This is a genomic window from Serratia ureilytica, from assembly GCF_017309605.1.
Lineage (GTDB): Bacteria > Pseudomonadota > Gammaproteobacteria > Enterobacterales > Enterobacteriaceae > Serratia > Serratia ureilytica.
On record NZ_CP071320.1, the window covers coordinates 2662031 to 2681517 of the forward strand.

Annotated in this window: 17 protein-coding genes; 7 read left to right on the forward strand and 10 right to left on the reverse strand. The window is 62.8% G+C overall.

The genetic code is table 11. From position 1 onward, the window contains the following. Window positions 1-84 precede the first annotated feature (84 nt). Entirely contained in the window at window positions 85-408 is a 324-nt protein-coding gene (locus tag J0X03_RS12335) for a hypothetical protein (RefSeq protein WP_122004675.1), read from the reverse strand. Window positions 409-678: 270 nt separating this feature from the next. Next, window positions 679-1422 carry a sulfite exporter TauE/SafE family protein gene (locus J0X03_RS12340; RefSeq protein WP_160204269.1) on the reverse strand — a complete coding sequence of 248 codons (744 nt, stop codon included), beginning with the start codon at window positions 1420-1422 and terminating at the stop codon, window positions 679-681. A 107-nt stretch (window positions 1423-1529) separates the two neighbouring features. Between J0X03_RS12340 and J0X03_RS12345 the strand changes: the two genes are divergently transcribed. Continuing rightward, window positions 1530-2411, forward strand: coding sequence for a LysR family transcriptional regulator (locus J0X03_RS12345; protein ID WP_033642996.1), 882 nt, complete (start codon window positions 1530-1532; stop codon window positions 2409-2411). 6 nt (window positions 2412-2417) lie between these two features. Here J0X03_RS12345 and J0X03_RS12350 read toward each other — a convergent pair whose 3' ends face one another. The 4 genes from J0X03_RS12350 to J0X03_RS12365 form a co-directional block, all read right to left on the reverse strand. Continuing rightward, complete coding sequence (locus J0X03_RS12350) at window positions 2418-5987, reverse strand: molybdopterin cofactor-binding domain-containing protein (protein WP_160204268.1); 3570 nt, start codon at window positions 5985-5987, stop codon at window positions 2418-2420. Further along, window positions 5980-6522, reverse strand: coding sequence for a (2Fe-2S)-binding protein (locus J0X03_RS12355; RefSeq protein ID WP_129993106.1), 543 nt, complete (start codon window positions 6520-6522; stop codon window positions 5980-5982). The genes J0X03_RS12350 and J0X03_RS12355 overlap by 8 nt, the downstream gene beginning before the upstream one ends. 85 nt (window positions 6523-6607) lie before the next feature. Next, window positions 6608-7081 (reverse strand): MarR family winged helix-turn-helix transcriptional regulator, encoded by a 474-nt coding sequence (locus J0X03_RS12360; RefSeq protein ID WP_028128198.1) that lies wholly within the window; start codon window positions 7079-7081, stop codon window positions 6608-6610. Window positions 7082-7147: 66 nt separating this feature from the next. Next, on the reverse strand, window positions 7148-8206 hold the full coding sequence (locus tag J0X03_RS12365; RefSeq protein ID WP_046686996.1) for a 2,5-dihydroxypyridine 5,6-dioxygenase: 1059 nt from the start codon (window positions 8204-8206) through the stop codon (window positions 7148-7150). Window positions 8207-8532: 326 nt separating this feature from the next. On the opposite strand from J0X03_RS12365, the gene J0X03_RS12370 reads away from it, so the two are divergent. From J0X03_RS12370 to J0X03_RS12390, 5 genes are all read left to right on the forward strand, one after another. Further along, window positions 8533-9684 carry an FAD-dependent monooxygenase gene (locus J0X03_RS12370; RefSeq protein ID WP_033645813.1) on the forward strand — a complete coding sequence of 384 codons (1152 nt, stop codon included), beginning with the start codon at window positions 8533-8535 and terminating at the stop codon, window positions 9682-9684. Continuing rightward, a complete protein-coding gene (locus J0X03_RS12375; protein WP_046686995.1) occupies window positions 9681-10475 on the forward strand; it encodes an alpha/beta fold hydrolase in 795 nt (264 codons plus the stop codon). The genes J0X03_RS12370 and J0X03_RS12375 overlap by 4 nt, the downstream gene beginning before the upstream one ends. A 15-nt stretch (window positions 10476-10490) precedes the next feature. Then, a complete protein-coding gene (locus tag J0X03_RS12380; RefSeq protein WP_016927838.1) occupies window positions 10491-11243 on the forward strand; it encodes a maleate cis-trans isomerase family protein in 753 nt (250 codons plus the stop codon). Between the two features lie 9 nt (window positions 11244-11252). Then, the gene (locus tag J0X03_RS12385) at window positions 11253-11882 is read left to right on the forward strand and encodes an N-carbamoylsarcosine amidohydrolase (RefSeq protein ID WP_033634448.1); all 630 of its coding nucleotides are present in this window, start codon (window positions 11253-11255) and stop codon (window positions 11880-11882) included. 142 nt (window positions 11883-12024) lie between these two features. After that, window positions 12025-13335 carry an MFS transporter gene (locus J0X03_RS12390; protein WP_016927840.1) on the forward strand — a complete coding sequence of 437 codons (1311 nt, stop codon included), beginning with the start codon at window positions 12025-12027 and terminating at the stop codon, window positions 13333-13335. A gap of 71 nt (window positions 13336-13406) precedes the next feature. Here the strand turns inward: J0X03_RS12390 and dcp are convergent, their stop codons facing one another. After that, window positions 13407-15608, reverse strand: a complete 2202-nt coding sequence (dcp, locus tag J0X03_RS12395) for a peptidyl-dipeptidase Dcp (RefSeq protein WP_060660752.1) — start codon at window positions 15606-15608, stop codon at window positions 13407-13409. A 106-nt stretch (window positions 15609-15714) separates the two neighbouring features. Further along, entirely contained in the window at window positions 15715-16629 is a 915-nt protein-coding gene (locus tag J0X03_RS12400) for a LysR family transcriptional regulator (protein WP_129993109.1), read from the reverse strand. A 103-nt stretch (window positions 16630-16732) separates the two neighbouring features. Between J0X03_RS12400 and J0X03_RS12405 the strand changes: the two genes are divergently transcribed. Then, window positions 16733-17899: an MFS transporter gene (locus tag J0X03_RS12405; RefSeq protein ID WP_160204267.1), complete on the forward strand. Its 1167-nt coding sequence runs from the start codon at window positions 16733-16735 to the stop codon at window positions 17897-17899. On the opposite strand, the gene guaD is transcribed toward J0X03_RS12405, so the two are convergent. Together guaD and J0X03_RS12415 are read right to left on the reverse strand one after the other, a co-directional pair. Continuing rightward, entirely contained in the window at window positions 17881-19197 is a 1317-nt protein-coding gene (gene guaD, locus J0X03_RS12410) for a guanine deaminase (RefSeq protein WP_160204266.1), read from the reverse strand. The genes J0X03_RS12405 and guaD overlap by 19 nt on opposite strands. Next, window positions 19154-19483 carry a hypothetical protein gene (locus tag J0X03_RS12415; RefSeq protein WP_149542847.1) on the reverse strand — a complete coding sequence of 110 codons (330 nt, stop codon included), beginning with the start codon at window positions 19481-19483 and terminating at the stop codon, window positions 19154-19156. Before J0X03_RS12415 ends, guaD begins: the two co-directional genes overlap by 44 nt. Window positions 19484-19487 lie beyond the last annotated feature (4 nt).

Below are 19487 nucleotides of genomic sequence, written 5' to 3' on the forward strand. Positions count from 1 at the left end.
AATGACAGCAACATATCCAGAGAAAAATCAGAGAGTTCCAGTTCGACAAGCCTTTTTGTTTTTTAAATCCTACAGCATCTACTTCTAACTCATTTTCATCGTGGCAAAATAGACGATCGTCATAACAATAACAAAAATAGAACAGAACAATAAATCACCTGAAAAATTTCTCAATGAATCCAAATAATCATTGCTGTTCTTATTTAATTTTTTAATGGCATCGCTTTCGTTCTCAGCTTCTACTTCGATATGATGCTTTCTGAACCCCTTCTGCTTCATGCCTTTAATTATTTCTCGCGTAACCACTTCCTTTCTTAGCACTTTTGACTCATCACTCTTTATAAAAACAACATATCTATTCATCATATACCCCATCTCCGTTATCAGACGATCTTTTGCCGCTCCCATCTCGATCCTGCCATCCACCTGACACCGCATCGAATTGGCTACTTAAAATTTCCTTCATAAATACTCTCCTATGGGTTTACTGGTTTTACAGTCATTAAAAACAGCTGCAGTGGCAAATGTAAAACACACTAATAACAATCCATAACCACCCTGTATTCCATGAAAAAAACCAATAAGAAAAGTGTGTTCTAAACATTGCAACTCATCATATTAAAATAAACCCCAGAATAATATATCGAACCTAATTACACGCGCATGCTATCGATTCAATTAATTGAATCGCCAAATAATCTCAACGCCCAAGATTAATAACCCAATAAAGAAGAGGCGGCGGAACAGCTGCGGGCGACAATGACGGCGCACCCTCTCCCCCAGCCACATGCCGCCCAACGCCGGCAACAGCGCCAACAGCGAACCGCCGAGCAGCGTGGCGGGCAGCGCCTGATGCCAGGCTAAACCGGCGGCCAGCGCCAGCGTCGAGACGGTGAACGACAGCCCCAGCGCCTGCACCAGATCGTCGCGCGCCAGGCCCAACGCATTCAGGTAAGGCACCGCCGGAATGACGAACACTCCGGTGGCGCCGGTCAGCGCACCGGTCACCAGGCCGCACAGCGGCCCCAACCAGGGTTCCGCCGCAGCGGAAACGCGCCAGTCGAAACGGGTAAAACCCAGCAGCGCATAACCGATCAGACACACGCCCAGCGCCAGCGGCGCCAGGCGGCCGTCGCCGGCAGTGAGCGCCCCCGCGCTCAACACCGTGCCAAGCGTGACACACAGCATCATCGGCCAGAGCCGGCGGCACAGCGCCCACAGCCGCGCCCCGCACAGCAACTGCCACAGGTTGGTGATCAGCGAAGGCAGCAACAACAACGCGGCGGCCTGACCCGGCGGCATCATCAGGCTGAGCAGCCCCATCGACACGGTCGGCAGCCCCAGACCGATCGCTCCTTTGACCGTGCCGGCCAGTGTAAAAATGCCCGTCAGGGCGATAATCTCGAGTAGCGTCAGCGACATGCGTCTATCCTTATGGCGAATCAACGGCTCGATTGTGGCCGGCGGTATGGCGCGGCACAATGCGGCAATGGCAGAGCCTGCCTGCGGCAAAGACAGAGGGAAAACGCATGCATTTTGACTTTATCGATCTGCGGCTGTTGGCGGCGGTGCTCGAGACCGGCAGCATCACCGCCGGCGCCGAGCGCGTTGGGCTGTCGCTGGCCGCCGCCAGCGCCCGCATGCGCGGGCTAGAGCAACAGGCCGGCGTAGCGCTGCTGACGCGCAATCCGCGCGGCGTCCAGGCGACGCCCGCCGGTGAGCGCCTGTTGCATCACGCGCGAGTGCTCTTACAGCAGCGTGAGCGGTTGCGCGGCGACCTGGCCGAGTTCGCGCCGGGCCAGCGCAGCCGACTGCGCATCGTCGCCAATACCGTCGCCGCCGACGCTTTTCTGCCGGAGCTGTTGGCGGATTTTCTGGTGCTGCACCCGCATACCGATATTGTACTGGAGGAGCTGCCCAGCCCGGCCATCGCGCAGGCGATCGCTGAACAGGCAGCGGATATCGGCATCGCGGCGGATCACGCCGATCTGCGTGGGCTGGCAAGCTACCCTTTTCGCCAGGATCGTCTGGTGCTGGCGTTGCCGCCGGGGCATGCGCTCAGCGGCCGCCGCACGCTCAGCTTTGCGGACGCCCTGCCTTTTGATTTCATCGGCCTGCCGGAAGAGAGTGCGCTGCAACAGCATCTGGAACAGCTGGCGATACGCAGCGGCGGCCCGATGCGGCTGCGGGCGCGCGCGGCTCATTTCGACGCCATCTGCCGCATGGTGCTGCGCGGTGCCGGGCTGGCGGTGGTGCCGGAAGAGAGCGCCCAACGCCATCCGCAAATTCGGCACAGCGCACTGACGTTGACAGACGAGTGGGCGACCCGGCGCCTGTCGATCGCGGTGCGTGACCTGGCGCAGCTGCCGCTGCCGGCGCAGCGGCTGGTGGCATTCCTGCGCCAAGCCTGAGGCGGCTCAGTGCGTGCCCGGCTCTGCGCGCAGCCGCGCCACCTGAGCCTCCACGTCGCGCCAGGCCGGTTTGTCGCCGGCATAGCGATGGCGCAGATAATTCACCAGCGCCGTCACCTGCCGATCGGAAAAGCTGTCCTTAAAGCCCGGCATAAAGCCCAATTCGGCGGTGGCCGGTTTGGGGATCCCTTGCAGGATCACCTTGATCAGGTTATCGGGGCGATCGCTGAAGATATTGGTGTTATTGGCCAGATCCGGGCTGACGCCGAACAACTGCGGCCCGCCGGCGGCGGCGCTGTGACAGGCCTGGCAAGCGCCCTGAAACAACCGCTCGCCCGCCAGTTGACCCGCAGGCAACGCGCGGGCCGCCAACTGCGCCTGCGGTTCCACATTCAGCGTCGCCTTGGCGCTCAGCGACATCACATAGTTGGCCATCGCCCGCAGATCGCTCTGCGGCAACGTCGCCAGTTCGCTGACCACCGGCCTCATCGGCCCGGCCGCCACGCCGTGCTCGGCGGAATGCCCGCTGCGGAAGTACTGAAACAGCTGTTCCTCGGTCCAGGGTTTGTCCGCGTTGGCCAATTGATTCAGCGCCGGCGCTTCCCACCCGTCCACCATCCCCCCCGCCAGGAAAGCCGCGCCGCCCTTTTCCGCCCCCAGCAGATTGCGCGGCGAATGGCAGGCGGCGCAGTGGCCGAGCCCGTTGACCAGATAGGCGCCGCGATTCCACTGCGCGCTTTGTTGCGGATCGGGTTGAAATTCCCCCTGGCGCAGGAACAGCGCGTTCCAGCCCGCCATCAGCGGCCGCAGGTTAAACGGGAAGCGCATCTGATTGGCCGGGTTGCTCTGGCGCACCGCCGGTTGCGACATCAGATAAGCGTACAGCGCCTGCATGTCGCCGTCGGTCATTTTGCTGAAGGCGGTGTAAGGAAATGCCGGATAGAGGTGGCGACCGTCGCGGGCGATGCCTTGGCGCATCGCCCGATCGAATGCGGTAAATGACCAGTTGCCGATGCCGGTTGCCACGTCCGGAGTAATGTTGGTGCTGTAGAGCGTACCGAACGGCGTCGCCATCGCCAGCCCGCCGGCGTTGGTCGCCCCTTCCGACGCGGTATGGCAAACCGCGCAGTCTCCGGCGGTGGCCAACTGACGGCCGCGCTCCAGCGTGGCGGCCGACCAGGTGCCGGCGCCGGGCGTCGCCACCGGCGAGATCTCCGCCCGCCACGGCAAGGCGCTGCCGGCGATGCCCAGCACGGCACCGAACAGCCCCGCCGCGCCGCCGAACCACCATTTGCCGCGCTTCTTTTTCTTGGGCGGCGCGGCCTGCCGCTCGGCGTCCGGCCCGTTCAGCGCCTCACGCAGCTTGTCCGAGGTGATCGGCAGCTCGCGAAAACGAATGCCGGTGGCGTCGAACACCGCGTTGGCGATGGCCGCCGCGCTGGGCACCGACGCCGACTCCCCAGCGCCCAGCGGCGGTTCGTAAGGGCGAGGCATCATCACCACGTCCACCTCCGGCACCTCCGGGAAGGTCAAGATCGGGTAAGCCCCCCACTCTTTGGCGGAGACCGTCGATTCCTCAAAGGTCACGCGCTCTTTCAACACCCGACTGGTCGATTGCAATACGTTGCCGTGAATTTGGTGGCGCACGCCGTCCGGGTTAACCATCATGCCCGCGTCGTGGCCGACCACGATGCGCGTCACCGCCACTTCGCCGCTGGCTTTGTCGATCGCCACGTCGGCCACCCAGGCGGCCCAGGCCGCGCCAAAGCCGGGAAACTTGCTGTGGATGTAACGGGCATAAGCAAAGCCGCGCCCGCGCAGCACGCCGTCTTCCGCCGGGGTCTGCATCGGTTCGGTGTGCGGCGTCCAGCCGGCGCGTTCTGCGGTGCTGCGCATCAGTTCACTGGCGCGTTCGTCATGGATATAGCGCAGCCGATATTCCAGCGGATCGACGCCGGCGGCGTGGGCCAGCTCATCGATATAAGATTCGTGGGCGAAGGTGTTCGGCAAGGCGGAAACGCCACGCATCCAGGAGGCGCGCACGATCGGCGCCATGTCCTCGATGCTGACGCGCAGCGCCGGATACTCATAAGGTGGCACCGAGGTGCGGTCGCCCATTTCATAGGCCACCGGCAGCGGTTCGACCCGGCCGGTCAGCAGCAGCGCCAGCGTCGGCGCGCCGTTGGAAGGATAATAGGTGCGAAAATCGTAGGCGACCGGGTGCCCGGCGGCGTCCAGCCCGCCGTCCACCTCCATCAGCTGCGCCGTGCCCTTCGGTTCCCACACATGTTCTTGTTCGCGGGTCAGCTGCACCCGCACCGGCCTGCCCACCGCGCGCGACAGCAACGCCGCGTCGGCGCAGACGTCATCGGCGCAATTGCGGCCATAGCAACCGGCCGCCTCCATGCGAACGATCTCGATCTGCGCTTCCGGGTACTCCAGCAGCCAGGCCAGATCGGCGCGCAGCAGGTGCGGGTTCTGGCTGCCTGACCAGACCTGCAGGCGCTCCGGCCGGTAGTCCGCCAGCGCGCAGGAAGGGCCGATCGAGGCATGCAGCTGATACGGCCAAAGGTAGCTGCGGGTGAAACGCCTGTCGGCCGCCGCCAGCGCCGCGTCCACATCGCCGGTATCGTGCACCACCCGGGTCGAGTGCGGATTGTCGCGCAGCGCCTGCGCCACGTCGGTCATCTGCGGCAAATTGCGGCGCCAGTCTTTCCAACTGACCTGCAGCGCCTGCGCCGCCTTGATCGCCTGCTCTTCGCGCTCGGCGACAATGCCGATGAAATCGCCGATCACCACCAGTTTGACGATGCCGGGAATATGCGCGATCGAGGTTTCGTCCACCGCCAGCAGGCTGGTGCCGACAAATTCGCCGCTGTCGTACCCGGCATAGGGCGGCCGCACCACCCGGCCATGCAGCATGTTCGGCAGGCGCATATCGTGTACGTAGGTGGTTTCGCCGGTCGCCTTGGCCGGAATATCGACGCGCGCGGCGCTGGTGCCCACCAGGCGATATTCCGCCTGCGGTTTCAGCGGCGCGTCGCCGGAAATCGACAGCTCGACATGACCGCCGGCCACCAGCTCGGCGTAGCTGAGCGCCTGCCCCTGCGGGCTGCGGATCACGCCCTCCTCCAGCGTCAGCTGTTCCACCGGCGCATCGAAGCGCTGCGCCGCCTGGCGCAACAGCCAACGGCGCGCTTCGGCGGCGGCGTTGCGCAGCGGCACGGCGGAGATCTGCAGCGTGGCGCTGGCGATGGTGGCGCCCTGATTCGGCGCGCGTTCGGTATCGCCCAACACCATTTGCACCTGATCCATGCGCAGGTACAGCTCTTCGGCGACGATCTGCCCGAGCGCGGTGCGCACGCCGGTGCCAAGATCGACATGGCCGTTAAAGGCATAGATTTCGCCGCTGCCGCACAGGGCGATAAACAGCCCCTGCTCTTTGGGCTTCAGTACCGGCGTTTGCCCTTTGGGCACCGGCCCCGAAGGCGGTTGCACGCTGTCGACGATCAGCAGCACGCCGTCGCGCTGCAGCAAGTCGGCCTGGCTCGGCGATGGGACACGGGAATCAGTCATGGGCGTGGGCCTCCTCATCGCGGCAGAGAATGATGGCGCGCTGAACCGCACGCAGGATTTCGAGATGGGTGCCGCAGCGGCACAGGTTGCCGGACAGCGCCTGACGGATCTCCGCCTCGCTCGGGGCGGGATTGCGATCCAACAGGGCTTTGGTGGTCATGATCATGCCATTGAGGCAGTAGCCGCATTGCGCCGCCTGCTCTTCGATAAAGGCACGCTGCACTGGGTGCAGGCGCTGGCGATCGCCAAGGCCTTCCAGGGTCACAATCGCCCGTCCGGACACGCCGAGCGCCGGGATCACGCAGGAGCGCGCCGCCACGCCGTCGATCAACACGGTACACGCACCGCATTCGCCCAGACCGCAGCCGTATTTCGGGCCGTTGAGCGCCAGATCGTTGCGCAGTACCAGCAAGAGCGGCGTATCCGCCATCACCTGCGCATGAAGCTGTTCGCCGTTCACCGACAGCATCAGCGGATGCTCCGTCAGCGTGGTTTTAGCGCCGTCCCTGGGCGATTGCACTTCAGATATCGCCATTGTTCGCGTCTCCGCCTGCACGTGATGATCTTATGGGCTGGCCTCTCGCCGCCGACCACCAGGCAACCGACGTTGCGCGGGCGAATCAGCCGGTGGCAGGTTCTTCCAGCATTTTATTCAGCAGGAATATCAGCGCTATCCGTTCGGCCGGGTTCAGCGTACCGAACGTCAGTTCTGTGATTTTCGCCGCCTGCGGCACCGTTTCCGCCAGCAGCGCGCCGCCGGCGTCGGTGAGGCCGACCACCACCTTGCGCCGATCGATCGGATCCGGCGTTACCGTGATCAGATCGCGCGCCTTCAGCCGTTCGACGATGCCGCGGATGGTGGCCTGATCCACCGCCGTCACCTGCACCAGCTCGGTCAGCGAGCTCGGCCCCATATCGCGCACCGCGCACAGGGTGATGAACTGCACCGCCGTCAGCTGCGAATCGCCGACGTTTTGCTGGAAAATCGCCACGTGGCGCTGATAAACCTTGCGCAGCAGGTGCCCGACTTGCTCGGTAAAATGATAATTTTCGGGTTGGCCGCTCACGGCTGACGGGTATTCGGGGGGCGTCATTGCGTTACTCTCACCATCTATGGAATCCACGAGAATAGTACAAACCCCCGCCGTTGGCAGCAACGATTACGCCCGGCGCACGCGCGACGCCTCCGGCGCCACCACTTCACCGTCCGCCACCACCGTTTGCCCGTCGAGGCGAATGTCGCAGCGGCGCAGCGCGATATCCATATGGCAAGGCGTTTTGCGCGTGCCGCCCACTTCGGTGTTCGGCCCGGTGGAGAACAGGAAGTTGCCGTAGAACGCGCGCGCGTCCATGCACATACCGTCGTTCTTGTCGTGCAGGCCCATCGCCGTCCACTGGGCGCGCGGCTGCAGGCCCCAGCCGATGTGCGAGATGCCGTACACCTCCGGATCGTCGAAGTATTTCATATATTCGCGCAGGTATTCCGCCTCGAAGCCGCCGTGAATGCGGGTGACGAACCCTTTTTCGATCTCCAGCGTGATGCGTTCGCGCGCATAGCTTTTGAACGGCAGCAAAATATCGCCGACCTCCAGCACCAGCACCCCTTCCGCCTGCTCCTCATTTGGCCAGGTGAACAGGAAACCGCTCGGCCAGTGATCCCAGCGCCCCGGTTCATCGGCATAGCCGTACTCGGTCACCGTCGGGTATTGCCCCAGCGGCGCGCGGAAATCGCTGCCGGCGGCGGAGGTTACCTGCATCAGCTTCGCCTGCTCCAGCACGGCGGCGGCGGCCAGCACCCGCGCCTTGTCCTCCGCGTTGGGCAACATGCGCGCCAGCACCTCCGGCGGCTCCACCGCCAGCAGGATGCGGGTGCCGGTTTTCAGGATCTGTTCCTGCTCCGGCGAATGCAGCAGCATCATGGTATCGACGATCAGGTCGGCGGCCTCCAGCGCACGCTGCGCCGCCAGATTGCCGGTCAGCGCGGTATCGCCGCAATAGGCGGTCATGTCGTTGCCCATCGCTCGCGGATGGTTGAACGCCGGCAGTTCGACGGCATACACCTTGGCGCCCAGCCGCAGCGCCGCGTCGGTCGCGGCGCGCACCGTGCGCGCATCGGAATAATGGCTTTTCAAAATCGCCACGCTCTGCGAAGCATCGACCTTCGACAGCGTAAGCACCTGCTCGAACAGCTGTACCAACTGGGTTTCATTGACCGCCATGGCCTGTCTCCTGTCTCGTCAAGGGTGACCGACGCCCGCAAGGCGGCGGTTATTTTTCAAACAATTTAAAGTGAACACACTCGTTTTATCTAAGTCAAAAAAGCAAAGGAAAGCAAGCTGCGAATATCCACCATAAGAAAGTCCTATTTCATCCCGCGTCAATCCTGTGATTAACATGAGTTTAACAGTAATACGCCGTCAATTAGCGTGAGCAAGATCTGATTTAACACTTTTGCAACTTTGCGTTATCTAGCGTGTGCACTATAAATCGATCGTCCAGCCATGCGTTGGACCTACGCTGAAAAAAGCCAACAGACAGGGGAAACATGATGAGCAAACAACCACGCATCGCCGTCGTCGGCGCCGGGCTGGGGGGCGCCGCTGCCGCCGGGCTGCTGCAAAAAGCCGGCTTTACCGTCGATCTGTATGAACAGAGCCCGGCGTTCTCACGCCTCGGCGCGGGCATTCACATGGGGCCGAACGTACTGAAGATTTTCCGCCGCCTCGGTATTGAGCAGCGGTTGGAGCAGATGGCGTCTCATCCCGATTTCTGGTTCAGCCGCGACGCCGAAAGCGGCGACTACCTGTCGCGCATCGAACTGGGCGCCTTCGCCCGCCGGGAGTACGGCGCCGCCTATGTGACGGTACACCGCGGCGATTTGCAGGCGTTGCAGCTCTCCGCGCTGCAGCCCGGCACCCTGCACTTCGGCAAATGCCTGAGCAAAATTGAAGATCGCGGTGACGAGGTGGTGCTGAACTTCGTCGACGGCACCTCGGCCCACGCCGACATCGTGATCGGCGCCGACGGCATCAATTCGCGCATTCGTGAGCACCTGCTGGGCGCTGAAGCGCCGACCTACAGCGGCTGGGTGGCCCACCGCGCGCTGATCCGCGGCGAGAAGCTGGCGAAATACAATCTGACGTTCGAAGACTGCGTAAAGTGGTGGTCGGCGGATCGCCATCTGATGGTCTACTACACCACCCAACGGCGCGACGAGTATTACTACGTCAGCGGCGTCCCGCACCCGGCCTGGGATTTCCAGGGCAGCTTCATCGACAGCAGCCGCGAAGAGATGTTCGAGACCTTCGCCGGCTACCACCCGATCGTGCAGGCGCTGATCGAATCCAGCGAGCAGGTCACCAAATGGCCATTGCTGAATCGCAAACCGCTGCCGCTGTGGAGCGAAGGCCGCCTGGTGCTGCTCGGCGATGCCTGCCATCCGATGAAACCGCACATGGCGCAGGGCGCGGCGATGGCGATCGAAGACGCCGCCATGCTGACCCGCTGTCTGCAGGAAACCGGCCTCGGCGACTACCGCACCGCCTTCCAGCTGTATGAAGCCAACCGCAAGGAGCGCGCATCAAGGGTGCAGGCGGTGTCCAACGCCAACACCTTCCTGCGCACCCAGGAAGATCCGGCCTGGGTCTACGGCTATGACCTGTACGCGCAAGCGCTGAAATCGGAGAACGCCGCATGAGCACCTTCCTCTACGGCGCCCACGTTCACGCCAACGACATTCGCCAACATTACCTGCGCTACGGCGGCCACGGCCCGGCGCTGATCCTGGTCCCCGGCATCACCAGCCCGGCGATCACCTGGGGCTTCGTCGCCGAGCGACTGGGGGAAAAATACGACGTCTACGTGCTCGACGTGCGCGGCCGCGGTTTGTCGTCCAGCGGCCCGGAGTTGGCTTATGACGCAGAGACCTGCGCACAGGACGTCAACGCCTTCGCCGCCGCGCTGAACCTGGGCAGTTACGCCCTGCTCGGCCATTCGATGGGCGCCCGCTTCGCCCTGCGCGCCGCCGCTTTGCAGCCCGACGGCGTGCGACGGCTGGTGCTGGTCGATCCGCCGGTTTCCGGCCCCGGCCGCCGCGCCTATCCCGGCCAATGGCCGTGGTACGCCGACTCCATCCGGCAGTCGCTGCCGGGCATGAGCGCCGAGCAGATGCGCGCCTTTTGCCCAACCTGGAGCGAAGAACAGCGTCAGCTGCGCGCCGAGTGGCTGCACACCTGCTACGAGCCGGCGATCCAACGCGCCTACGACGATTTTCATCAGGTGGACAGCCACCGCGACTACCCGCAGCTGACCATGCCGACGCTGCTGATGGCCGCGGGCAAAGGCGGCGTCATTCAGCCCGAAGACCGGGCGGAGATCCGCGCGCTGCAGCCGGAGATCGCCATCGTCGAGGTCGAGAACGCCGGACACATGATCCCGTGGGACGATTTCGACGGCTTCTTCCGCGCCCTGGGCGATTTTCTGGATTAACTGAGGAACACCGACATGAGCAACCACTACCGCATCGGCCAGATCGTGCCCAGCTCCAACACCACGATGGAAACCGAGATCCCGGCAATGCTGGGCGCGCGCCAACTGATACGCCCGGAGCGTTTCACCTTTCACTCCAGCCGCATGCGCATGAAACACGTCAATAAAGAAGAATTGGCGGCGATGGACGCCGAGTCCGATCGCTGCGCGCTGGAGCTGTCCGACGCGCGGGTCGACGTGCTCGGCTACGCCTGCCTGGTGGCCATCATGGCGATGGGGCTGGGTTACCACCGCGAATCGCAGGCCCGGCTGGCGCAGGTGACGAAAGACAATCAGGCCGCCGCGCCGGTCATCAGCAGCGCCGGCGCGCTGGTCAACGGCCTGAAGGTGATCGGCGCCAAACGCATCGCGCTGGTGGCGCCCTACATGAAACCGCTGACCCAGCTGGTGGTGGACTACATCCAGCACGAAGGCATCGAGGTCAAAGTATGGCGCGCGCTGGAGATCCCGGACAACCTCGACGTCGGCCGGCACGATCCGGCCAGGCTGCCGGGGATCGTCGCCGAGATGGACTTACGCGAGGTCGATGCTATCGTGCTGTCCGCCTGCGTGCAGATGCCTTCGCTGCCGGCCGTCCCGACGGTGGAGGCCCAAACCGGCAAACCGGTGATCACCGCCGCCATCGCCACCACTTACGCGATGCTGACCGCGCTGGAGCTGGAACCGATCGTTCCCGGCGCCGGCGCCCTGCTGTCCGGCGCTTATTGAGGAGGCAGAATGAACGACACCCTCAGCGACAACTATCGCGGCGTCTGGGGCCAGCGCATCGGCTTCGGCCGGCGCCCGGCGCTGCTGGCGATCGACTTTATGCAGGCCTACACCACCGAAGGCGCGCCGCTGTTCGCGCCGGGCGTGGTGAGCGCGGTCGAGGAAAGCCGCGAGCTGCTGGCCTGCGCGCGCCGAACGGGAATTCCGGTGATCCACACCCATATCCGCTATCATGCAGGCCATTTTGCCGATGGCGGCTTGTGGGTGAAGAAAGCGCCGGTGATGAAAGACATGGTGGCGGGCAACCCGCTGGCGGCGTTCTGCCCGCCGGTGGCGCCGCTGGCCGATGAGGTGGTGCTGAGCAAGCAATACGCCAGCGCCTTCTTCGGCACCGCGCTGGCGCCGCTGCTGGTGGCGCAAGGGATCGACACGCTGCTGATGATCGGCTGCTCCACCAGCGGCTGCATCCGCGCCAGCGCGGTGGATGCGGTGCAGCACGGCTTTCGCGCCATGGTGGTGCGCGAGTGCGTCGGCGATCGTCACCCCGGCCCGCACGAAGCCAACCTGTTCGACATCGACAGCAAATACGGCGATGTGGTGCACAAACGGGAGGCGCTCGACTACCTGAACCGGTTATGAGTCAACGATTCACCTGCAACGACAATAACGAAGGCGCAAACAGCGCCTCACGCGACCGCCCGAAACAGGGCGGCGCCCATGCAACGCAAACACAACAGGCGCCTCCTGCGGAGGCCAACACGCACCACCTGGAGACAACATCATGGCCATTGTCGACACCCCGCTGGCGGGGAAAGCGGACGCAGAATCGCTGCTGCTGTACCGCAAAATCACCTGGAAACTGATCCCGTTTCTTTGCCTGTGCTACCTGGCGGCCTACCTCGATCGCATCAACGTCGGGCTGGCCAAGCTGCAGATGGCCGACGCGCTGCAGCTGAGCGAAGCGGCCTTTGGTCTGGGCGCCGGGCTGTTCTTCGTCGGCTATATTCTGTTCGAGGTGCCGAGCAACCTGATCCTGCAGCGCGTCGGCGCCAAGATGTGGATCGCCCGCATCATGATCACCTGGGGGCTGCTGTCCACCGCCACCATGTTCGTCACCACGCCGACCCAGTTCTACGTCATTCGCTTTTTGCTCGGCGTGGCGGAGGCCGGTTTCCTGCCCGGCGTGCTCTTTTACCTGACGCTGTGGTTCCCGACCTATCGCCGCGGCCGCATCATCGCGCTGTTCATGATCGGCCTGCCGCTCTCCAGCGTGATCGGCGGGCCGCTCTCCGGCTGGATCATGGGCCATTTCGACATGCGCCACGGGCTGCACGGCTGGCAGTGGTTGTTTTTGCTGGAGGGCATTCCCAGCGTGCTGTTGGGCGTGCTGACCTTCTGGCTGTTGCCTAACACTTATCAGCAGGCCAAGTGGCTGACGCCCGAGGAAAAACAGCGCATCGCCGACGATTTGGCGCGTGACGACGCCGAGGCCGATCACGGCAAGCACAGCTTCCGCGACGGCTTCTTCAACCTGAAAGTGTGGATGCTCGGCGGCATCGACTTCGCTATTCTGCTCAGCGCCTACGCCATGGGCTTTTGGATGCCGACCTTCATCAAAACCGCCGGCGTCACCGACATCACCACCATCGGCTACCTGACGGCGATCCCCAGCGTCGCCGCCCTGCTCGGCATGCTGCTGATCGGCAGCAGTTCGGACCGGCTGCGCGAACGGCGCTGGCATATCATCGTGCCGTTTATCATCGGCGCGCTGGCGATGGCCGGCAGCACCTTCTTCACCCACAATGCGTTGGCCACGGTGCTGCTGTTTTCCATCGCCCAGGCGGCGATCATCGGCGCGGTGCCGGTGTTCTTCAGCCTGCCGGCCACCTTCCTGCGCGGCACGGCGGCGGCGACCGGCTTCGCGCTGGCCTGTTCGCTGGCCAACATCGCCGGGCTGGTTAGCAATTCGCTGATGGGGTTGGCGCTGGATCTGACCGGCAAGAGCGGCGGCGCGCTCTGGGCCTTCGCCGGCTGCCTGCTGCTCAGCTCGCTGCTGGTGGTGGCCCTGCCGGCCAAGGTGGTGAACCGCTGAGCGTCGGCCACGCCAAAAAGACGAAGGGCGCATAATGCGCCCTTCTTTTTGCTTACCGGGAATGGACGAACTTACTCGTCCTTCAGCCCGCGGTTGATCAGCATCGGCTCGATGCTCGGCTCTTTGCCGCGCCAGTCGATGTACAGCTTCTCCAGATCCTGACTGTTGCCGCGCGACAGGATCATGTCGCGGAAGCGCTGGCCGTTTTCGGCGGTCAGGCCACCGTGTTCGGTGAACCACTGGAAGGCGTCGTCCGCCAGCATTTCCGTCCACAGATAGGCATAGTAGCCCGCGGCGTAGCCGTTACCCCAGATGTGCTGGAAGTAGCTGGAACGGTAACGCGGCGGCACGTAGCTGAGATCCACCTTGTCTTTTTGCAGCGACTCGGCCTCGAACTTGTCCACATCCTGCTGCGGCTGATCGGCGGTCAGCATGTGCCAGTGCATATCCAGCAGCGCGGCGGACAGCAGCTCGGTCATGCTGTAGCCCTTGTTGAACTTGTCGGCCTTCTTGATCTTGTCGACCAGTTCCTGCGGCATCGCCTCGCCGGTCTGGTAGTGCTTGGCGAAGTGGCTGAACACTTTCGGATCGCTGACCCAGTGCTCGTTGAACTGCGACGGGAACTCGACGAAGTCGCGCGCGGTGTTGGTACCCGACAGGCTCGGGTATTCCTGATCGGCGAACATGCCGTGCAGCGCGTGGCCGAACTCGTGGAACATGGTGATTACGTCGTCATACGACAGCAGCGCCGGCTGCCCCGGCGCCGGTTTGGTGAAGTTGGCGACGTTGTAGATCACCGGCTTGGTGCCATTGAGCTTCGACTGATCGACGAAGTTGCTCATCCAGGCGCCGCCGCCCTTGTTGTCGCGCTTGAAGTAGTCGGTATAGAACAGCGCCAGCGATTTGCCGTCCTTGTCGAACACTTCATACACCTTAACGTCCGGCTGGTAGACCGGAATGTCCTTGCGCTCTTTGAAGCTGATGCCGTACAGCAGGTTGGCGGCGTAGAACACGCCGTTGTTCAGCACGTTGTTCAGCTCGAAGTAAGGTTTGATCTGCGACTCGTCCAGATCGTACTTGGCCTTGCGCACCTGTTCGGCGTAGAACTGCCAGTCCCAGGCCTGCACCTTGAAATCGCCTTTCTGCTGGTCGATCACCGCCTGAATGTCTTTGGCTTCACGTTCGGCGCGCGCGGTGGCCGCCGGCACGATGTTGCGCATAAAGCTCAGCGCGGCATCCGGCGTCTTGGCCATCTGGTTTTGCAGTTTCCAGGCGGCGTAGTTCGGGTAACCCAACAGCTTGGCCTGCTCGGCGCGCACCTTGGCCAGTCGGGAAATGGTCTGGCGGGTATCGTTGCCGTCGCCCTTCTCCGCACGCGTCCAGGAGGCGTCGAACAGCGCTTTGCGGGTATCGCGATCTTTCAGGCTCTGCAGCAGCGGCTGCTGGGTGGTGTTCTGCAGCACCAACAGCCACTGTTTCTCCAGCTTGCGCTCGGCGGCCGCCTGCGCTGCCGCGGCCAGCTCACCTTCGGACAGACCGTCCAGCTTCGCCTGGTCGGTTATCGCCAGCGCGCCGTTTTTGCTCGCCGCCAGCAGTTTGTTGGTGAACTGGGTGCTCAGCGTCGCCGCTTCCTGGTTCAGCGCCTTCAGCTTGGCCTTGTCGGCGTCCGACAGGTTGGCGCCCGCCAGCTCGAAGTTCTTATAGGTGACTTCCACCAGCCGACGTGACTCCGGATCCAGCTTTAGCGCATCGCGATCTTGATAGATGGCCTTGATGCGCGCGAACAGCTTGCCGTTGAGCATGATGTCGTCGTTCAGCGCCGCCAGCTTCGGCGAGGTTTCTTCATCCAGCTTCTGCAGCGCATCGCTGGTATTGGCCGAGGTCATGGCGCCGAACACGTTCATCACCCGCGTCAGCAACGAACCGGCCTGCTCCAGCGCCACGAAGGTATTTTTAAAGTTAGGCTTGGCCGGGTTGTTGGCGATCTTCTCCACCTCTTCCCGCTTTTGCTTGATGCCCGCGTCGATCGCCGGCGCGTAGTCGCTTTCCTTGATCAGGTTGAACGGCGGCGCCTGGAACGGCAGACGGCTTTGATAGAAGAACGGATTTTGGGTCTTTTGCTTGTCGTGCTGATTGGCTTCACCGGTCACGGTAGCCTCCTTCGCCTGGCCGCTGGGCAGCGCGCTATGGTCGGCGTGAGGTTGGGTTTCTGCTGCCTGTGCCTGCGAGCCCAGCGCCATGCCGATCGCCAGCACCAATGTGGATAAACGCATCAAATCGAAACTCCTCCATGTTCACGGAATAAGGTCTCGGGGAATGGCTCCCTCTGAGTCACCTCCTAGCTTAGGCGCAGTTGGCAGTTTGAGCAAAAACAAGTGATTAGAAGTGAGCCGCCTCGCCGATCTGCTGTATCAGAAAGGTCAGCAGCGCGCGCGTTTTGGCCGGAAGATAGCGGCGGCCGGGATAAACGGCATACAGCTGCAGCGGCGCCGGCGGCAAGGCCAGCGGTATCTCAACCAAACGTCCGTCGGCCAGAAACGGCCGGCAGCCGAGCTCGGAGAGTATGGCGAACCCCACGCCGGCCAAGGCCGCCTTCAGCGCCATCTCCCCGCTATTGACGCGATAGCGCGCATTGACCGGGACGGTAACGAACTTGCCGTCCGGGCGGACGAATTGCCACGGCATGCCCTTCAGCGCATCCACCGTACTGATACAGGGCAATTGCGTGAATTGCTCAATCTCCGACGTCAGCGGCCACTGCGCCACCAGCGCCGGCGCAGCCACCACAATGCAGGGAAAGGTCGCCAGCGGCTGCGCGACATAGTCGCTGTCGTCCAACAGGCCCCGGCTGACCATGACCGCCAGATCGACATCGTCAAGCAGCGACGCCATGCCCGCCAGATTGGTGACGCAGCTGATTTCGATCTGCGGATGCTGCAGGGCGAAGGCCGCCAACGGATCGCCCAACAGATATGGCCCCACTTCATTCGGCACGCACAGGCGCAGCGGCCCGCGCAGCTGTTGCTGCCGTTCGCTGAGCGTTTGCGCGGTGTGATCGAGCGACGCCAGCAACGGCTGAGCCCGCTCATGCAACAGTTGGCCGTTCGGCGTCAGCCGCATTGAGCGGGTGCTGCGCTCGATTAAGCGCTGGTCGAGCTGGCGCTCCAGCTGCGAGATAGCGCGGCTGACGTTGGAGGTCGGCATCGCCAGCGCCCGAGCGGCCCCGACGAAGCTGCCTTGCTCCACCACCGCCACGAAAATGCGTAACAGGTTTAAATCCAATTTGGCGCGCATGATTATCCCACATTTGATAACAAACCATGCCATTTCTACCACCTAATCCCGCGCAACGCCACGCGCTACACTGCCGGCCTGACTCTGCAACCGAAGGATGCTTATGACACCCACGAGAAAGCTGACGGCGATAGCGCTGGTCATCGCCTTTATTCAATTCACCAATGCCCTGGAATACATGGTGTTCAACCCGATATTTCTCTATATGGCCGCCGACTTTTCCGTGCCCGTCAGTTACGCCGGTTATGTCAGCGCGGCCTATACGTTGGCAGCGGTGATTTCCGGCATCGGCGCGTTCTATTGGATCGGCGGCGTTGAAAAGCGGCGTTTTCTGCTGCTCAATGTCGCGCTGCTGGGGGTGACGACCTTACTGATCGCCGCAACCCAGCAGTTTTATTTGCTGTTGGCGCTGCGGCTGCTGGCCGGTCTGCTGGGCGGCACCACGATGGGCGTGGGGATCGGCTTGCTGCTCAACGCCGCGCCGGCCGCGCTGCACGGCCGAATGTTGGCGACGGTGATCGCGTCTTTTTCGCTGGTGAGCAGCGTCGGCATGCCGGGCATGCTGTACCTGTGCGAGGTGGCAAGCTGGCGCGCCGCGCTGGTGACTATCGGCGGGCTGTGTCTGCTGGCGGCGGTGTTGGTGGCGCTGTTCGTTCCCAGGGATGCGCCGCAGCCACAGGCTGCCGCGCCCGCCGCGCTCGATCGCCGGCTGTTGCTGTTCGCCTCCGCCGCCGGTCTGACGCAGTTCAGCCCGATGCTGCTGATCCCGGTGCTGGCGCCGCTGCTCACCCAGCGGTTACAGGTGGCAGACGCGCATTTGTCCTGGCTGTTTCTCATCGGCGGCGTGGCCGGCTATCTGGCGACCGTGCTGGCGGGCCGCTGGTTGCAACGCGTTGGCGCCGTGACGCTGACGGTGAGCGCCACGCTGTTGCTGCTGGGCAGCCTGTGGCTGGCGGCGCGCGGTGGCGATCGCGCTGAACTGTTTATGGTGACGTTTCTCGCGGCGGCCTACGCGCGGCTGGTCGCGATCTCTTCCCTGAGCATGCGCTGGCCGGACAATCGGCAACGCGCCGCCTTCGGCACGCTGCAAACCGCCCTGATACACCTGAGCGCCACGGTGGCCTTCTTGCTCTCTTCCGCGCTGCTGAGCGGCGGCCTCACCCCGCGCAGTTTGCAACGCCTGCTGTGGCTGTGCGCACTGAGCGCCGTCGCCGTCGCGCCGCTCAGCGTTTGGCTGCAGGCGCGGCTGCGTCAGCGCGACGCCTCATAAACCACCTTACCGTCCACATAGGTGCGATAAATGTTGCGATCGTCCCCCAGGGTCATCAGCACAAAACCTTGCTCCATCAGCGTGGCGCTGTTGGCGTGACGCAGCTGCTGCAGCGGCGTGACCGCCGGATCGAGCACCACGAAATCCGCCTCTTTGCCGACGTTGAAGTTGCCGATTTTGTCGTCCAGCGCCAGCGCGCGGGCGCCGCCCAGGGTGGCATGATAGAACGCTTCTACGGCGGAGAGCCGGTAATGCTGCAGCTGGCCGACCTTGTACGCCTCGCCTAACGTGCGCAGCATATTGAAGGTGGTGCCGGCCCCCACGTCGGTGCCGATGCCGAGCTTCACCCGCTTGCGCCAGGCCTGCTGCAGGTCAAACAGCCCACTGCCGAGAAACAGGTTGGAGGTGGGACAAAAGGCGATCGCCGAGCGGGTATCGCACAAGCAGTCCCACTCCTGCTCCTCCAGATGCAGGCAATGGGCGAATACGCTTTTATCGCCGGTCATGCCGTAGCGGTGGTAAACATCCAGATAGCTGCGGTGTTGCGGGAACAGCGCTTTTACCCAGGCCACTTCCTGCGGGTTCTCGCTCAGGTGCGTCTGCAGCCAAACGTCGGGATATTCTTCACGTAGCCGCTGCACCTGCGCCAGCAGCGCCGGCGTACTGGTGGGCGCAAAGCGCGGCGTAATGGCGTAACCGAGGCGGCCTTTGCCGTGCCAGCGTTCGATCAGTTCGCGCGTCTGGCGATAACTCTGCTCCGGCGTTTCCAGCAGCGCCTCCGGCGCATGGCGATCCATCATGACCTTGCCGGCGATCAGGCGCATGTTCAGCGCTGCCGCCTGGCTGAACAGCGCATCGACCGACTGTGGATGCACGGTGCCGAACACCAGCGCGGTGGTGGTGCCGTTACTCAGCAACTGCTGCAGAAAGAAAGCCGACATCGCGTCGGTGTGCTGCTCACAGTCGTAACGGCTTTCGGTCGGGAAGGTGTAATTGTTTAACCAGTCCAGCAGTTGATCGCCATAGGCGCCAATCATTTCGGTTTGCGGATAATGGATATGGGTATCGATAAAACCCGGCACGATCAGCTTGTCGCGATACTCCGTGACCGCGAAGCCCGGCGGCAGCAGCGCCTCGCCCTGCCGCCAGCTGCCGAACCAGACGATGACGCCGTCGTTCAGCAGCAGCAAACCGTCGGGAACATGCCGCAGGCGTTCTTCGAGCTGTTGCGGCGCCTCCACACAGGCTGCGATATCAAAAAAATTGCCACGAATAGCCGTGGTGAATTGCAGTGCCATTATTTTCTTCCTTGTGACGACCGGCCAAGCCCATCCGCATAATAAATTGCGATGATGATACAAGGCCCTTTTTACCCAAACGCAAAGACCGGATTAAGCATAGCAAGCCGTGTGCCAACAGGCGGCGATAAAATACATTTTTAAATAAAAACAATTGATTGGTAATTAACCTAAAAGCATAGACCGGCGAAAGAGAATAAGACCCACGCTCAGTCTTCGACGGCAGATAAATAGCAACCGTTTGCTTGCCGAAATAACACCGCGCCGCTGCACCTTTAATGGGCAAACGA

Bases quoted from the DNA above. Each gene is read 5' to 3' on its own strand.
- J0X03_RS12340 (WP_160204269.1), bottom strand. From the start codon at position 1,422: ATGTCGCTGACGCTACTCGAGATTATCGCCCTGACGGGCATTTTTACA.
- J0X03_RS12345 (WP_033642996.1), top strand. From the start codon at position 1,530: ATGCATTTTGACTTTATCGATCTGCGGCTGTTGGCGGCGGTGCTCGAG.
- J0X03_RS12360 (WP_028128198.1), bottom strand. From the start codon at position 7,081: ATGACGCCCCCCGAATACCCGTCAGCCGTGAGCGGCCAACCCGAAAAT.
- guaD (WP_160204266.1), bottom strand. From the start codon at position 19,197: ATGGCACTGCAATTCACCACGGCTATTCGTGGCAATTTTTTTGATATC.
- J0X03_RS12385 (WP_033634448.1), top strand. From the start codon at position 11,253: ATGAACGACACCCTCAGCGACAACTATCGCGGCGTCTGGGGCCAGCGC.
- J0X03_RS12370 (WP_033645813.1), top strand. From the start codon at position 8,533: ATGATGAGCAAACAACCACGCATCGCCGTCGTCGGCGCCGGGCTGGGG.
- J0X03_RS12390 (WP_016927840.1), top strand. From the start codon at position 12,025: ATGGCCATTGTCGACACCCCGCTGGCGGGGAAAGCGGACGCAGAATCG.
- J0X03_RS12335 (WP_122004675.1), bottom strand. From the start codon at position 408: ATGGGAGCGGCAAAAGATCGTCTGATAACGGAGATGGGGTATATGATG.
- J0X03_RS12375 (WP_046686995.1), top strand. From the start codon at position 9,681: ATGAGCACCTTCCTCTACGGCGCCCACGTTCACGCCAACGACATTCGC.
- J0X03_RS12405 (WP_160204267.1), top strand. From the start codon at position 16,733: ATGACACCCACGAGAAAGCTGACGGCGATAGCGCTGGTCATCGCCTTT.
- J0X03_RS12380 (WP_016927838.1), top strand. From the start codon at position 10,491: ATGAGCAACCACTACCGCATCGGCCAGATCGTGCCCAGCTCCAACACC.
- dcp (WP_060660752.1), bottom strand. From the start codon at position 15,608: ATGCGTTTATCCACATTGGTGCTGGCGATCGGCATGGCGCTGGGCTCG.
- J0X03_RS12350 (WP_160204268.1), bottom strand. From the start codon at position 5,987: ATGACTGATTCCCGTGTCCCATCGCCGAGCCAGGCCGACTTGCTGCAG.
- J0X03_RS12365 (WP_046686996.1), bottom strand. From the start codon at position 8,206: ATGGCGGTCAATGAAACCCAGTTGGTACAGCTGTTCGAGCAGGTGCTT.
- J0X03_RS12355 (WP_129993106.1), bottom strand. From the start codon at position 6,522: ATGGCGATATCTGAAGTGCAATCGCCCAGGGACGGCGCTAAAACCACG.
- J0X03_RS12400 (WP_129993109.1), bottom strand. From the start codon at position 16,629: ATGCGCGCCAAATTGGATTTAAACCTGTTACGCATTTTCGTGGCGGTG.